General features: G+C 70.4%; 14 protein-coding genes. 2 read left to right on the forward strand and 12 right to left on the reverse strand.

What is annotated here, in order from left to right; translation table 11 throughout:
* Positions 1–972: 972 nt before the first annotated feature.
* The 8 genes from AC1PME_RS14555 to rlmD all read right to left on the reverse strand — a co-directional run bounded on the left by AC1PME_RS14555 (position 973) and on the right by rlmD (position 8266).
* Positions 973–2223, reverse strand: a complete 1251-nt coding sequence (locus AC1PME_RS14555) for an FAD-dependent oxidoreductase (RefSeq protein ID WP_481096239.1) — start codon at positions 2221–2223, stop codon at positions 973–975.
* A 95-nt stretch (positions 2224–2318) separates the two neighbouring features.
* Positions 2319–2525: a transcription antiterminator/RNA stability regulator CspE gene (gene cspE, locus AC1PME_RS14560; protein WP_003488188.1), complete on the reverse strand. Its 207-nt coding sequence runs from the start codon at positions 2523–2525 to the stop codon at positions 2319–2321.
* Between the two features lie 88 nt (positions 2526–2613).
* The gene (locus AC1PME_RS14565; RefSeq protein ID WP_160948346.1) at positions 2614–3360 is read right to left on the reverse strand and encodes an S-methyl-5'-thioinosine phosphorylase; all 747 of its coding nucleotides are present in this window, start codon (positions 3358–3360) and stop codon (positions 2614–2616) included.
* 85 nt (positions 3361–3445) lie between these two features.
* Positions 3446–4000, reverse strand: coding sequence for a hypoxanthine-guanine phosphoribosyltransferase (locus tag AC1PME_RS14570; protein ID WP_254458689.1), 555 nt, complete (start codon positions 3998–4000; stop codon positions 3446–3448).
* Positions 4000–5007 (reverse strand): beta-N-acetylhexosaminidase, encoded by a 1008-nt coding sequence (gene nagZ / locus AC1PME_RS14575; protein WP_481096240.1) that lies wholly within the window; start codon positions 5005–5007, stop codon positions 4000–4002. Before nagZ ends, AC1PME_RS14570 begins: the two co-directional genes overlap by 1 nt.
* A 572-nt stretch (positions 5008–5579) precedes the next feature.
* Positions 5580–6254: a DsbA family oxidoreductase gene (locus AC1PME_RS14580; protein WP_481096241.1), complete on the reverse strand. Its 675-nt coding sequence runs from the start codon at positions 6252–6254 to the stop codon at positions 5580–5582.
* 89 nt (positions 6255–6343) lie between these two features.
* A complete protein-coding gene (locus AC1PME_RS14585; protein ID WP_481096242.1) occupies positions 6344–6850 on the reverse strand; it encodes a CYTH domain-containing protein in 507 nt (168 codons plus the stop codon).
* 69 nt (positions 6851–6919) lie between these two features.
* Positions 6920–8266, reverse strand: a complete 1347-nt coding sequence (gene rlmD / locus AC1PME_RS14590) for a 23S rRNA (uracil(1939)-C(5))-methyltransferase RlmD (RefSeq protein WP_481096243.1) — start codon at positions 8264–8266, stop codon at positions 6920–6922.
* 145 nt (positions 8267–8411) lie between these two features.
* Between rlmD and AC1PME_RS14595 the strand changes: the two genes are divergently transcribed.
* Complete coding sequence (locus tag AC1PME_RS14595) at positions 8412–9128, forward strand: Hpt domain-containing response regulator (RefSeq protein ID WP_254461444.1); 717 nt, start codon at positions 8412–8414, stop codon at positions 9126–9128.
* 325 nt (positions 9129–9453) lie between these two features.
* Positions 9454–11598 carry a TonB-dependent siderophore receptor gene (locus AC1PME_RS14600; protein ID WP_481096244.1) on the forward strand — a complete coding sequence of 715 codons (2145 nt, stop codon included), beginning with the start codon at positions 9454–9456 and terminating at the stop codon, positions 11596–11598.
* A 236-nt stretch (positions 11599–11834) separates the two neighbouring features.
* On the opposite strand, the gene recO is transcribed toward AC1PME_RS14600, so the two are convergent.
* From recO to AC1PME_RS14620, 4 genes are all read right to left on the reverse strand, one after another.
* Positions 11835–12689 carry a DNA repair protein RecO gene (gene recO / locus AC1PME_RS14605; protein ID WP_481096245.1) on the reverse strand — a complete coding sequence of 285 codons (855 nt, stop codon included), beginning with the start codon at positions 12687–12689 and terminating at the stop codon, positions 11835–11837.
* Positions 12690–12919: 230 nt separating this feature from the next.
* Complete coding sequence (era, locus tag AC1PME_RS14610) at positions 12920–13825, reverse strand: GTPase Era (protein WP_010340598.1); 906 nt, start codon at positions 13823–13825, stop codon at positions 12920–12922.
* Entirely contained in the window at positions 13822–14505 is a 684-nt protein-coding gene (gene rnc / locus AC1PME_RS14615) for a ribonuclease III (RefSeq protein ID WP_429002443.1), read from the reverse strand. The genes era and rnc overlap by 4 nt, the downstream gene beginning before the upstream one ends.
* Positions 14492–14869 (reverse strand): DUF4845 domain-containing protein, encoded by a 378-nt coding sequence (locus AC1PME_RS14620; RefSeq protein WP_254458697.1) that lies wholly within the window; start codon positions 14867–14869, stop codon positions 14492–14494. Before AC1PME_RS14620 ends, rnc begins: the two co-directional genes overlap by 14 nt.
* Between the last annotated feature and the right edge of the window lie 18 nt (positions 14870–14887).

Here is a 14887-nt window from a genome sequence, read left to right on the forward strand (position 1 = left end):
TCACCTTGTGGGAGGGACTCAGTCCTGACGCCTCCACCAACAAGGCGTCGGGGCTGAAGCCCCTCCCACAGTGCAGCCGGAATGCGTTGCGCGAGAGCGTAGCGACACTGCCGCAGGAAACTTCGGCATCTTCCAGGCAGCCCATGACCGCAACCGAAGCGGCAGGTGCGCTGCCGTGTTGTGGGAGGGACTTCAGTCCCGACGCGACCAACTGCGGGGCGTTGGGCTGAATCCCTCCCACAGTGCGGTCGCAACGCGTTGCGCGAGTACGTGGCGACACTGCTGCAGAAAGCTTCGGCATCGCGCCGGGCAGCCCGTCACTGCGACCGAAGCAGCAACTGCGCTGCCATGTTGTGGGAGGGACTTCAGTCCCGACGCGACCAACTGAGGGGCGTCGGGCTGAATCCCTCCCACAGTGCAGTCGCAACGCGTTGCGCGAGAGCGTAGCGACACTGCTGCAGAAAGCTTCGGCATCGCGCCGGGCAACCCGTCACTGCGACCGAAGCAGCAACTGCGCTGCCCTATTGTGGGAGGGACTTCAGTCCCGACGCGACCAACTGAGGGGCGTCGGGGCTGAATCCCTCCCACAGTGCAGTCGCAACGCGTTGCGCGAGTACGTGGCGACACTGCTGCAGAAAGCTTCGGCATCGCGCCGGGCAGCCCGTCACTGCGACCGAAGCAGCAAGTGCGCTGCCGTGTTGTGGGAGGGACTTCAGTCCCGACGCGACCAACTGAGAGGCGTCAGGACTGAAGCCCCTCCCACAGTGCAACGCAATGTATTGCCATCTGTCGTAGGAGCGGCTTCAGCCGCGACCGGGCTTTATCGGGAAAGCCCGATCGCGGCTGAAGCCGCTCCTACGACACCACGGCACCATTGCCGTCGGACCGCGCTCGCTGCGTTGCGCTCTGCACGCGCCGTCGCCGCGACGAATCACCGAAGCTTGCGTCCAACCGCGTCCGCGATCTCGCCGCCTACGGCAGCGCCACGCGTCGCGCCATCGCGTCCTGCAATGCCTGCAGGAACTCCGGCGCCAACGGCAGCTTGCCGAACCAGCCATGCTGGGTGCCGCTGAGCACGCGCAGCATGTGCCCGCGGCCGCCGGGCATGCGCCCGGCCGGGCGCATGCCGACATCGCGCAGCCGCGCCGGCAGGGCGCGCTCGGACTGGAACAGCGGGGTCAGCCAGCGGCTCCAGAACTGGTACACCGCCACGTGCGCCTGGCGCTGCGCCTGGTAGCGCGCCAGCGCCGCGTCGAGGTCCGGCACGGTGCGCAGGCTCTCGCGCAGCGCCCAGGCATCCATCAGCGCCATGTTGACGCCCTGCCCCAGTTGCGGACTCATCGCATGCGCGGCATCGCCGGCCAGGACCAGGCGGCCGCGGTACCAGTGCCGCTGCACCGCATCGCGGTAACTGGCCCGCGCCAGCTGCGCCGGCGCGTCGACTTGGACAAGGCGCTCGCGCGCCTGCGGCCACAACTGCGCGATTTCGTCCAGCCACGGCTGCATGCCGCGCGCCTGCCAGGCGTCGAAGTCGGCGGTCGGCAGGCTCCAGAAGAAACTCACCCGCGGCTCGGCATCGCCGGGACGCGTGCCCACCGGCAGCAGGCCGATCATCTTGCGCGCGGCCACGTAGCGCTGGCGCAGCTCGTCGGCGAAGGCCCAGTCGCCGCGCGGCAGCAGGCACCACAGCGCCCCCCACGGATAGACCCGGTCCAACCGCGTCGCCTGCACCTGCGCGCGCAGCGCCGAGGCCGAGCCGTCGCAGGCGATCACCAGGTCGAACGGACCGTGCCAGCGGCCGTGCTGGTCCTGCACCCGGCGCAGCGTGTCGTCGATGGCGACGATGCGTGTGTCGCGCTGCAGCGTGGCGTAGCCGTCCCAGGCCTGCGCCAGCAGGGCAAACAAGGCGCCGCGCTGCATGCCCAGCCCCAACAGGCGCGCGTCCAGGTCGCGGTAACGCATGTCCATCACCGCGCGCCCGCACGGGGTCTCGCCGTACAGGCGGTGCACCGGGGCGCCGTAGGCCAACGCCTGCTCGAGCAGGCCGATCCGCCACAGCACCTGCAGGCCGGTCGGCTGCAGCAGGAAGCCGGCGCCGACCGGTCCCGGCTGCGCCGCGCGCTCGAACACCTGCACGCGATGCCCGTCGCGTGCCAGCAGCAGCGCCAGCGCCTGGCCCGCGGTGCCGTAACCGACGATCCCGATCTGCAGTCCTTGCGTCATTGCGTCCATTGCCTGTCCACGCCGCCACCGCGGCGTCTCCCACAAAAAACCCCGCCGAAGCGGGGTTCAAGGCACAACCGAGTCAACGCGCTCGCTTACTCGACCGGCGTGATATTGGAGGCCTGCGCGCCCTTCGGACCCTGGGTCACGTCGTAGCTGACACGCTGTCCTTCCTGCAGGCTGCGGAAGCCCTTGGAATTGATCGCGGAGAAGTGCGCGAACACATCGGCGCTACCGTCTTCCGGAGAAATAAAACCAAATCCCTTAGCGTCGTTGAACCACTTGACGGTACCGTTCGGCATGGTGATGCGAGACCTTTTGCAGTGAATGGGTGGTGGTTGTGCGGCAGCCGCACCGGCGGAGTATGCAAAGCTTGCGCAGCGAAGACAATCACCCGCGCGCCAGTTCCCCCACCAGCTCCGGCAGGCCGACCGAGGCCGCCTCGACGTTGGCCAGCACCTCGGCCAGGGTGATCTCCTCGGCGTCGCCGCAGCCGGCCGCCCAGTTCGCCACGATCGCCAGGCAGGCGTAGTCCAGGCCCAGCTCGCGCGCCAGCCCGGCCTCGGGCATGCCGGTCATGCCGACCAGATCGCAGCCGTCGCGGCGCAGCCGCGCGATCTCGGCGATGGTTTCCAGGCGCGGCCCCTGGGTGGCGGCGTAGCAGCCGCCGTCGACCAGGGCGGTGCCGGTGACGCGCGCGGCGGCCAGGATCTTGCTGCGCAGCAGCGGCGAATACGGATGGCCGAAATCCACGTGCAGCACCTCGCTGCCCGGCTCCTCGCACAGCGTGGAGATGCGCCCCCAGGTGTAGTCGATCAACTGGTCCGGACAGGCCAGCACGCGCGGACCGAAGCGCTCGGTGATGCCGCCGACGGTGTTCAGCGCCAGCACCCGCGTGGCGCCGATCTGCTGCAACGCAGCAAGGTTGGCGCGGTAGTTGATCTTGTGCGGCGGCAGCGAATGGCCCTCGCCGTGGCGGGCCAGGAAGGCGACGCGGTGGCCGAGCAGCGTGCCGACCCGCACCGGGCCGGAAGGCGCGCCGTAGCGCGTCTGCACCTCGTGGGTCTGCACGTCGTCGAGCTGTGCGAGCTTGTAGACGCCGGTGCCGCCGATGACGGCCAGTGCGATGTTGTCCATGTGGATCCTCCAACGAAAGGGAACGCCGGCACCGGCGAGAGGCGCCGGCACCGGGGAGCGGGCGCGCGACTGCGCGCGCGGCGCCCTACTCCTTCATCGCGTAGATCGCCGGCAGGTTGCGCAGCGCCTCGTTGACGTCCATGCCGAAACCGAACACGTAACGGTCCGGCACCTCGACGCCGATGTAGTCGGCGCTGACCCCGGGCACGCAGCGGTCGTGGCGCTTGACCGTCAGCGCGGCGATGCGCACGTCTGTGGCGCCCTGCTCCAGGCACCACGCGCGCACCGCCTTCAGGGTCAGGCCTTCGTCGAGGATGTCGTCGAGCAGCAGCACGCGGCGGCCGTACAGCGCGGTGGCCGGGCGGTGCTTCCACACCAGTTCGCCGCCGACGGTCTCGCCGCGGTAGCGGGTGGCGTGCAGGTAGTCCAGCTGCAGGTCCTGGCCGCGGCTGCCCAGTTCCAGCGCCAGCTGGCCGGCGAACGGCAGCGCGCCGTGCATGATGGTCAGGTAGACCGGGGTTTCGCCGCGGTAGTCGGCGGCGATGGCGTCGGCCATGTGGGCGATGGCCTGGTCGATGCGCGGGCGATCGATCAGCAGGTCGGCCTGGGCCAGGGCCTGGGCAATGGTGAGAGTGGACATCAGGCGGTTTTTCCGAAGGTGGAGAGCAGATGGGATTGGGTGTGGCCGTAGCGGGCGTCGGCCAGCAGGCCGTCCCAGCCGAGGCCGCCGCGGCCGATCAGGCCGAGCAGCGCGGCGGTGTTGAGCGGGCGATCGCGCACGGCATGCAGCGCATCATCGACCAGTTCCGGATGGCAGACCAGGACCACGTCGCAGCCGGCGTCCAGGTGCGCGGTCACCCGCGCGGCGACGCCGCCGGCGGCGAACGCCGCGGCCATGCCGATGTCGTCGGAGAACACCACGCCGCGGAAGCCCAGTTCCTGGCGCAGGATCTGCTGGATCCAGCGCGGCGAATAGCCGGCCGGTTCCGGCGCCACCTGCGGGTAGGCCACGTGCGCCATCATCACCGCGTCGGCGCCGGCGGCGATGCCGGCGGCGAACGGCACCAGGTCTTCCTGGCGCAGGGTCTCCAGCGAGCGCGGGTCCTCGGCGTTGTCGACGTGGGTGTCCTCGAGCACGCTGCCGTGGCCGGGGAAATGCTTGAGGGTGGCGCCCATGCCGACGCTGTGCATGCCGCGCACATAGGCTGCGGCGAAGGCCGCGACCACCTGCGGATCGTCGCTGAAGGCGCGGTCGCCGATGGCGCGGTTGCCGCGGGCCAGGTCCAGCACCGGGGCGAAGCTCAGGTCGACGCCGCTGGCGCGCACTTCGCTGGCCATCAGCCAGGCGTGCTGCTCGGCCATCTCCAGCGCCGCGGCCGGATCGCGCGCGTACAGCGCGCCGAAGCCCTGCAGCGGCGGCAGCGCGCTGTAGCCCTCGCGGAAGCGCTGCACGCGGCCGCCTTCCTGGTCCACGCAGATCAGCAGCGGCCGCGGCGTCGCGGCGCGGATCGCCGCGCTCAGGTCGGTCACCTGCGCGCGCGAGGCGAAATTGCGTTTGAACAGGACCACGCCGGCCACCGCAGCGTGCTGCAGCCAGTCGCGCTCCTGGGCGGTGAGTTCGGTACCGGCAACGCCGATCGCGAGCATGCGGGGGGGTCTCCTGCCGGCGCGGTGCAGGCGCCTGTGGGCCGGCATTGTCGCAGATGCCGGCGTCGGCGGCAGGTCGGCGCATGGCGTGCCCATGCAGGCCAGGCAAGCTGGCGATGAAAGCGGCGCAGCGCAGAGGCCGCGGGATCGCCGTCGCGGCGCCCGAGACGCGTCGGGCAGCGCCGGCGTCGGGCGCCGGATGGTCACCCACGGTAGGACGCGGCGCGACGCCCTTGGTGCGTGGGGGGGCGACGCCCGCTGGTCCGGTTCGCGCGACGGCGCATCGGCGTCTTCGCCTAGCGTCGCCGAGACGCCTGCTGCCTCGCGGCCGACACAGCTCGGTCATGGAACGCCTGCGAAGCGGCCTGCGGCGCGCTGGACAGGCGGTGCCGGCCTCCCGACGGCCTGCCTGCACGGCACGTCGGCCGTCCGACGCCCGTCAGAAGGGATCTGTGCCGGTCGCCGCGACCGCGCCGCGGCGGAGAGCACGCTGCGCCGCAGCCGCGATGGCGTGGACCGCGGCCAGTCGCTGCGCAGCGCCGGCGGTCATCGCCTGGCGCCGCGGCGGCACACTAGACCGCGCACCCGTCCGGGCCGCAGTCCCGGCCCGCCTGGGCGCCGGCCAGCAGGCCGCGCACGGTGGCGGCGAACACCTCCGGCGGCTGCGCGCCCTGCAGCGCCTGGCGGCCGTCGATGACGTAGGTGGGCACCGCGCGGATGCCCATCGCCTGCGCCTGCTGCAGCGCCGCCTGCACCTCGTCCAGGCCCTCCTCGCCCTCCAGCAGCGCCTGCACCCGCTCCGCCGGCAGCCCGCCCGCGGCGCCGGCATCGCGCAGCGTCTGCGCATCGGCCAGGTTGCGGCCCTCGGCGAAGTGCGCGTGGAACAGCGCCTCGGCGACCGCGTCGACATCGCCCTCGCGCGCGGCCAGCCACAGCAGCCGGTGCGCCGGCAGCGTGCTCACCCGCACCTGGCCGCGGCCGAAGTCGAACGGCAGGCCTTCGGCACGCGCGGTGGCCTGGGTCTGCGCCAGGATCTGCTCGGTGCGCGCCGCACCGCCGAACTTGGCGGCATAGGCCTCGCGCAACGGCACCGGCTCGGTGCCGGCGTCCGGGTCGAGCAGATACGGATGCCAGTGGATCTCCAGCGCCGGCGCGTCCGCGCCGAGCGACGCAAGACCTTGCTGCAACCGGCGCTTGCCGATCCAGCACCAGGGGCAGACCACGTCGGACCAGATGTCGATGCGCATGAGCAGGGATTCGGGATTCGGGATTCGGGATTCGGGATTGGCAAAAGCATAAACCCGATCGCCGCATGCGGCCCCGCTTTTGCCAATCCCTAATCCCGAATCCCGAATCCCGTCCATTCGCAGAATGGACAGCTAGCCAGCGCCACGTTGTAGTACCGCGGGTCGTCGGTGACTTCGGCGCCGAGCCAGTCCGGCTTGGCGAACGCTTCGTCGGCGCTGTCCAGCTCGATTTCGGCGACCACCAGCCCGGCGTTGTCGCCGAGGAACTCGTCGACCTCCCACAGGTGGCCCTGGTGCTGCACCAGGTGCCGGCGCTTGTCGATCAGCCCGCCGACGCACAGCGCCAGCAGCGCGCGCGCATCGTCCACCGGAACCGGATACTCGAACTCCTGGCGGGTATGCCCGAGCTCGCGCGACTTGAGGTTGAGGAACGCCTGCTCGCCCTGCACCCGCACCCGCACCGAGGCCTTCTGCGCCCCGCTGGCCAGCGCCGCCTGGTCGTTGAGATAACCCTGCGCCATCGGGATCACCGCATGCGCCGCCGCACGCCAGCCATCGCCGGTCACCAGGAATTTGCGTTCGATTTCGATGGCCATGGGAATCGGGAATGGGGAAAGGAGAATGGAAAAAGCATAAACCGCGCGCGCAGCCGCCGTGACGATTCCCTACTCCCGATTCCCCATTCCCGGCTTCTCAAACACCGCAATGCTCTCCACATGCGCGGTATGCGGGAACATGTCCATCGCGCCGGCGGCCTTGAGCACGAAGCCCTGTTCGTTGACCAGGTAGCCGGCGTCGCGCGCCAGCGAGCCGGGGTGGCAGCTGACGTAGACGATGCGCTGGAACTGCTTCAGCGGCAGTTGCTGCAGGACCTCCAGCGCGCCGGAGCGCGGCGGGTCCAGCAGCAGCTTGTCGAAGCCCTGGCGCATCCACGGCGCCTGGCGCTGGTCCTGGGTCAGGTCGGCGGCGAAGAACTGGGCATTGTCCAGGCCGTTGCGCTGCGCGTTCTCCCGCGCGCGCGCCACCAGCCCGGCGTCGCCTTCCACGCCGACCACCTCGCGCACGGTGCGCGCCAGCGGCAGGGTGAAGTTGCCCAGGCCGCAGAACAGGTCCAGCACCCGGTCGCCGGGCTGCGCGTCGAGCAGCGCCAGCGCATGCGCGATCATCTTTTCGTTGAGCGCGGCGTTGACCTGGATGAAGTCCAGCGGCCGGAACGCCAGTTCCACGTCCCACTGCGGCAGCCGGAACGACAGCGGCACCGCCTGCGGATACAGCGGATGCACGCTGTCCACGCCGCCGGGCTGCAGGAAGATGGCGAAGTCGTGTTCTTGGGCGAAGGCGATCAGCGCGGCCTGGTCGCGCGCGCTCAGCGGCTGCATGTGGCGGAAGGTCAGCGCCACCGCGGCGTCGCCGGCGATGAACTCGATCTGCGGGATGTCGCGCTTGCCGTCCAGGCTTTCGACCAGCTCCGCCAGCGCGGTCACCTTGAAGCCGATCTGCGGGATCACCGTGTGGCAGACCGACAGGTCGGCGACGAAGCGCGGGTCCTGCTCGCGGAAACCGACCAGGGTCTTGTCCTTCTTTTCCACCCGCCGCACCGAGAAGCGGCCCTTGCGCCGGTAGCCCCAGGGCGCGCCGGTCAGCGCCGGCAGCACCGCCTGCGGGGTCACGTGGCCGATGCGCTCCAGGTTTTCGGTCAGCACCCGCTGCTTGGCGACGATCTGCTGGTCCTCGGCCAGGTGCTGCAGCACGCAGCCGGCGCAGACCCCGAAATGCGGACAGCGCGGCGTCACCCGCTGCGGCGAGGCCTGCAGCACCTGCAGCGTGCGCGCCTCGTCGAAGTGGCGGTTGCGCGCGGTGGGTTCGGCCAGCACGGTCTCGCCGGGCAGCGCGCCGGCGACGAAGGCGACCTTGTCGCCCTCGCGGCGGGCAACGCCGCGGCCGTCGTGGCTGAGGTCGGCGATGTCGGTCTGGAAGGGCGTGCGGTCGAGACGGTTTCGGGATCGGGCCACGTGGCAACAGGCTGCGGGCGAAAAAGGGCGGCCATTGTCGCAGATGGACCGGGCCGGGACCGGCTTGCGATTGCCGCGCCGGCGAGGCAAAGTGGCGCGACGCACGCGCGCAGCCGCGCGGGAGGCGACCACGCCGCATGGAGGCATCAGCATGGCATCGACCCAGGACCCGGTAACGCGACTGCTGCTCGTCGAAGACGACCCGATCAGCCGCGCCTTCTTCGACGCGACGCTGCAGTCGCTGCCGGCACAGGTGGACCTGGCCGACTCGGTCGCCAGCGCCCTCGCACGCGCGCAGGCGCAGACGCACGACCTGTGGCTGATCGACGCCAACCTGCCCGACGGCCGCGGCAGCGACCTGCTGCGCCAGTTGCAGCGGGAACACCCGGACACCCTGGGGTTGGCGCATACCGCCGACGCCAGCGCCACCGTCCGCACGCAGTTGCTCGACGCGGGGTTCGCCGACGTGCTGCTCAAGCCGCTCACTACCGAGCGGCTGCTGCAGTCGGTACGCCGGCTGCTCGCGCGCGGCCGTGTCGGCGCCGCAGCCGGGACCGCCGAGCCGACCCTGGACTGGGACGAGACCACCGCGCTGGCCGCGCTCAACGGCGAGCGCGCGCATCTGATCGCCCTGCGCGAGCTGTTCCTGGCCGAGCTGCCCGGCACCCGCGACGCGGTCGCCTCGGCCCTGCAGCTCAGCGACGACCAGGCCGTGCGCACCCATCTGCACCGGCTGCAGGCCAGCTGCGGCTTCGTCGGCGCCGCGCGCCTGGCGCGTGCAGTGCGCCAGTTGCATGGCGATCCGGCCTCCTCGCATGCCCGGCACCAGTTCAGCGAAGCGGTGGCAGCGTTGTTGCACTGAAAGCCGGGATTGGGGATTGGGGATAACACCCCGGCTTCTTGTAGGAGCGGCTTCAGCCGCGACCAGCGCACCAGGGCGTTGCCAGGCGGATCCCGAACGCGGCCGCCCTCGCCCACAGCCCGCCCTCACCGATCCTGTCGTGAAACGTCGACGAAAACGGCGGCGCCGCGAACGCGCCCGCGCCGCCGAGATTTGCAAATGAGATTTGTTATCATATAAATTAACGATTCAACAACATCTCCGGACCAGCCATCGCCCCGTCCGGTCACAACCGCAACAGGGGCCTCTCATGTTTCAAAATGCATTCCACCGGCCAGCGCCGGCCATGGGCGTGCTCGCCCGCGCCTTGCTGGCCGCCCTCGTGGCCGCCGCGTCCACCTCGGCCAACGCCCAGGACACCGCCACCGCCGACGACACTCGCGATGCCCAGCCATCGGCCGACGCCACGCAGCTGGACACGGTCATGGTCAAAGGCCAGCGGCTCAGCCTGGACCTGCAGCAGGATGCGGCGGTCGGCGCGCTGGGCACGTCCCGCCTGCTGGATACGCCGTTCTCGGTGACGCTGGTCGAAGCGCCGGAGATCGCGCGGCGCCAGGCCACCACGCTGGGACAGATCTTCATCAACGATCCGTCGGTGTTCGCCGCCGAACCGCCGGCCACCACCAATTGGTGGGGCACGCAGATCCGTGGCATCGGCGTGCGCAATTTCTACGTGGACGGCGTGCCGATGCTGATGGAATGGGGCGGCGAGTTCCCGCTGGAAGCGGTGCAATCGGTGCAGGCGCTGAAGGGCCTGGGCGGCTTCATGTACGGCTTCGGCGCACCGGGCGGCATCGTCAGCTACCAGACCAAGCGCCCGACCGACAGCCCGCTGCTGGCCACCACGCTCGGCTACCGTAACGACAGCGCGTTCTCGGCGCAGGTGGATGCGGGCGGGCGCGCCAACGGCCCGGATTCCTTCGGCTATCGGCTCAATGCCGGTCTCGAACGCGGCGACGCGTACAACGGCGCGGGGATCGACCGCAAGACGATCGCGCTGGCCGTCGAGCAACCGATCGTCGAGGGCCTGACCTGGCATGCGGAGCTGGTGCACGAGCGCAACACGCTCGAACACGAGCCGCTGTACTTCTACTGGGATGCCTACCAGGGCGCGCGCCTGCCCAGGCCGACCGACGACTACGCCAAACTCCGCGTCGACGGCGCCTACTACAAGACCGCACTGCTGCACGCGACCACCGGCCTGAACTGGCGCATCGACGAGCGCTGGAGCGCGGCGCTGAGCCTGGGCGGCAGCCGCCGCCGGCACACATCGCACAAGATGTTCGCCAACCTGCTCGACGAAGCGGGCGACTACGCCGGCTACGCCTACGACTTCGGTGCGGTGCTGCGCAACAGCGTGGCGCAACTGCTGGTCACCGGCCGCGTCGAGACCGGCCCGGTGGCGCACGAGTTGGTGTTCGGCGCCTCGGTGCAGCGCAGTTGGGACCAGTGGAGCAAGGCGTTCTACTGGAGCCACGACTTCGACGGCAATCTGTATCGCCAGCAGACCTTTCGCCCCACCCGCCGCCCGGACTACAGCCTGGCGCCGGTCAGCGCGGACCTGCGCCAAAAGGCGGTGTTCGTCAGCGACACCATACAGTTCGGCGAGCACTGGCGCGCCATCCTCGGCGCGCGCCACGTCGATTACCAGCAACGCGATCTGGACGGCAATGCGGCGGTGGACAGCGGCTACCGCACCTCGGTGACGACCCCGACCGTGGCGCTGATCTACAAGCCCATCGAGGACGTGTCGCTCTATGCCAGCTACGTCGAGTCGCTGGAACCGGGCAGCCGCGTCGGCACCGATGCGCTGCCCGCTTACGCCAACGCCGGCAGCGTGCTGAAGCCGACCGTAAGCAAGCAGTACGAGCTGGGCGCCAAGCTGCAGAGCGGGCGCTTCGCCCTGACCACCGCCGCGTTCCGCATCGAGCGTGGCGCGGAGATCGACGCCTACCGCGACGGCCAGCGCTACCTGACCCAGGACGGCCTGACCCTGTATCGCGGGCTGGAAGTGATCGGCAGCGTCGGCGTGACCGAGAACCTGGAACTGGGCGTCGGCGGCCTGTGGATGGACCCGCGCCTGGAGGATCTGTCGCCGGACAACGCGGCCCTGCGCGGCAACCGGCCGGCCGGCGCCGCCCGCCGGCAACTGCTGGCCAATGCCACCTGGCGGGTGCCGGGGGTGCGCGGCCTGAGCCTGCACGGCAACGTGCGCTACTCCGGCGACGCCTATTACGAGGACCAGAACCGTGTCCTCATTCCCGGGCACACCCTCGCCGCGGCCGGGTTCCAGTACGCCACTACGCTGGGTGGCTACGACGCGCTGCTGACCGGCAACATCAACAATCTGTTCGATCGCACCTACTGGAACCAGCACACGCTCGGCGAGGCGCGCAACGCGGCGCTGAGCCTGCGGATTGACTGGCGCTGAGTGCCGCCTGCCGCGGCCGCCGCCTCGCGCGGCGGCCGCGGTGGACTGCACCGCGGCTAGAGGCTGCGATCAGGCCGGAAAGCGCCCTGCTGGGGCGTCTCCTGTCCCCTCTGCGAGATCGGCCGCAACGGGGTGACCGGGAAAGCCCGTCGCGGCTGAAGCCGCTCCTACGGGAAACCTGCATCCGGTTGAGGTGTGACGAGCGCAGGCTCCGTGGCGCCGCCAGTGCGGCGCACTCACGAGGCCGCGGACGGCGGCGGTTTCGCCCCTTCGCCGGTGGACTCCGACGTCGCATCGGAGGTCGCATCCGGGGCGGATTCCGAATCCGTCGGCGCCACGCGCGGTGCCGACTCCGGCGCCGCGGCGGCCGCGCTGCGTTGCCGCGCCAGGTCCTCGACCATCTCCCAGGATTTCAGGCCGCGCCCGCCGAGGTGATGCAGCAGCACCACCCGCATGCCGCGGCGCAGGCCGGGCAGATCGTCGGCGGCCGGTTCGGCGTCGTCGGCCAGGGCCAGCAGTGCGCGACCGGTGGCCATGCCGCTGCGCTGGTCGTGGCCGCGGTCGCTCAACAGCCGGCGCGGCCCGTGCTCGGCGTCGAGCACGTAGCGCGCGGCCGGGTCGATCGGCTCGCCGTCGCCGTCGTGGCGCAGGTCGAAGCCCACGCCCAGCGCCTCCAGCAGGTCGCGCTCGAAGCAGCGCAACGACCAGGCCAACGGCGCCTCGGCGGCCAGCCGCGCCCGCACCCGCGCATAGGCCAGATACAGGTCCGGCGCCGGATCGTCGCGCGGGGCCAGGCGCAGGGTCAGTTCGTTGATGTAGAAGCCGGCCAGCATCGCCTCGCCGCTCAACCGCGGCGCCGCATCCACCGCCTCGGCCGCGCGCAGTTGCGCCAGTTCGCCGCGGCGCTGTGCGCTGAAGCGGATCGACTGCAGCGGCTGCAGCGCCGCGCGCAAGGCCTGCTTCTTCGGTCCATGCACGCCGCGCGCCAGCACGCCGAGCCGGCCGTGGTGCACGCTCAGCACCTCCACCAGCAGGCTGGTCTCGCGCCAGGGCCGCGCATGCAGAACGAAGCCGGGTTCGTGCTCGATCAAGGCGGTGGGAGCTGGGAATGGGGAATGGAGAATCGGGAATGGAGACTATCCCGAGCCGAATCATTGCCAAGCGCGTCGATGAAACATCGGCTTCTGCCGTAGGAGCGGTTTCTGCCGCGACGGGCGTTACCGGGAAAGCCTGGCGTGGCTGAAGCCGCTCCTGCACACGCCATGATTGCCTGGGACGCACGGAAATCCGATTCCGGATTCCCGATTCACCATTCCCGGCTTCACTCCCCGTACCCGAACGCCTTTAGCGCCGCTTCGTCGTCGGACCAGCCCTCGCGCACGCGCACCCAGGTCTCCAGGAACACCTTGGCGCCGAACAGGCGCTCCATCTGCTGGCGGGCCTTGGCGCCGATGTCCTTCAGGCGGGTGCCGCCCTTGCCGATCACGATCGCCTTCTGGCCTTCGCGCTCGACCCAGATCACCGCGCCGATGCGCAGCAGCGCGCCGTCCTCGGCGAAGCGCTCGATCTCCACGGTGGTCGCGTACGGCAGTTCCTCGCCGAGCTGGCGCATCAACTGCTCGCGCACCAGCTCGCCGGCCAGGAAGCGCTGGCTGCGGTCGGTGATCTCGTCCTCGCCGAACATCGGCGGCGCTTCCGGCACCAGGGCCAGCAGGTCGCGCACCAGCGCTTCCAGGCCCTTGCGCTTGAGCGCGGAGATCGGATGCACCGCGGCGAAGCTGCGGCCCTCGCTGACCTGCTGCAGGAACGGCAGCAGCGCGGTCTTGTCCTTGAGCCGGTCGACCTTGTTGACCACCAGCACCACCGGGATGCCGGCGTCGCTGAGCACGTTGAACGCCAGCGTGTCCTCCTCATCCCAGCGCCCGGCCTCGATCACCAGCAGGCCGGCGTCCACGCCTTCCAGCGAGCCGCGCGCGGCGCGGTTCATCACCCGGTTCATCGCGCGCTTCTGCTCGCGGTGCAGGCCGGGGGTGTCGACCAGCAGCAACTGGCCGGCCGGGAAGCTGGCGATGCCCAGCAGCCGGTGCCGGGTGGTCTGCGGCCGATTGGAGACGATGCTGACCTTGGCGCCTACCAGGGCGTTGGTCAGGGTGGACTTGCCCACGTTGGGGCGGCCGATCACGGCCACGCTGCCGCTGCGGTAAGGAGGGGTGGCTTGCTCGTTCACTTGCTCGAATCCAGTTGCTCGATGGCGGCGGCGGCGGCCTGCTGCTCGGCCAGGCGCCGCGAGGTGCCCTCGCCCTCGGTGACCAGGGCGGGCTCGGCGAGGACACAGCGTACTCGGAATAGCTTGGCGTGGTCGTCGCCGGTCTCGCTGATCAGTTCGTAGGCCGGCAAGGTGCGCTGCCGGGCCTGCAGCCATTCCTGCAGGCGGGTCTTGGCGTCCTTCTCCGGCTTGCCGACCGGCAGCGCCGCCAGCGCGGCCTCGAACCAGGGCAGGATCGTGGCGCGGCAAGCCTCGAAGCCGGCGTCCAGGTAGATCGCCGCGACCACGGCCTCCACCGCATCGGCCAGGATCGAGTCGCGGCGATGGCCGCCGGACTTCATCTCGCCCGGCCCCAGGGTCAGGCGCTCGCCCAGCTCCAGCTGCCGGCCGATCGCGGCCAGCGAGGCCTCGCGCACCAACTCGGCGCGGGCGCGGGTCAGCGCGCCCTCGTCGGCCTTGGGCCAGCGCTGGTACAGCGCCTCGGCGATCAGCAGGTTGACGATGCCGTCGCCGAGGAATTCCAGGCGTTCGTTGTGCGGGGCACCGGCGCTGCGATGGGTCAGCGCCTGCGCCAGCAACTGCGGCTCGGCGAAGCGATGACCGATGCGGTCACCGCGCAGGAAGGTCTTACTGGCCACCACGCGTCGTCAGGTCCTGGGTGGCGTCGAACTTGCCGACCACGTCCAGATTGGCGATCAGCGGGCGGCGCACTTCGTAGGCCACGTGCATCTTCACGCCGGTGTCGGTGCGCTCGAAGGTGACGTCGCTCGGCTTCACGTTGTCCGAATTGTTGATGTCCAGGCGCCGGAACAGCGAGGCCTTGACCTGCGCTGGGTCGATCTCGGCGCTGCCGGTTTCCGTCGCCAGGCCCTTCATCGCCGAGCGCACGGCATAGAACTCCATGTACATCGGGAACAGCTTCATGCCGATGTAGACGAAGAACCCGACCACCGCCAGCACGATCACGAACGAGGTCAAGGTCATGCCACTTTGCTTGTGCTTCATCGCGCTTCCCCTCACGCA

This window comes from Xanthomonas sp. NCPPB 901 (genome assembly GCF_056725085.1).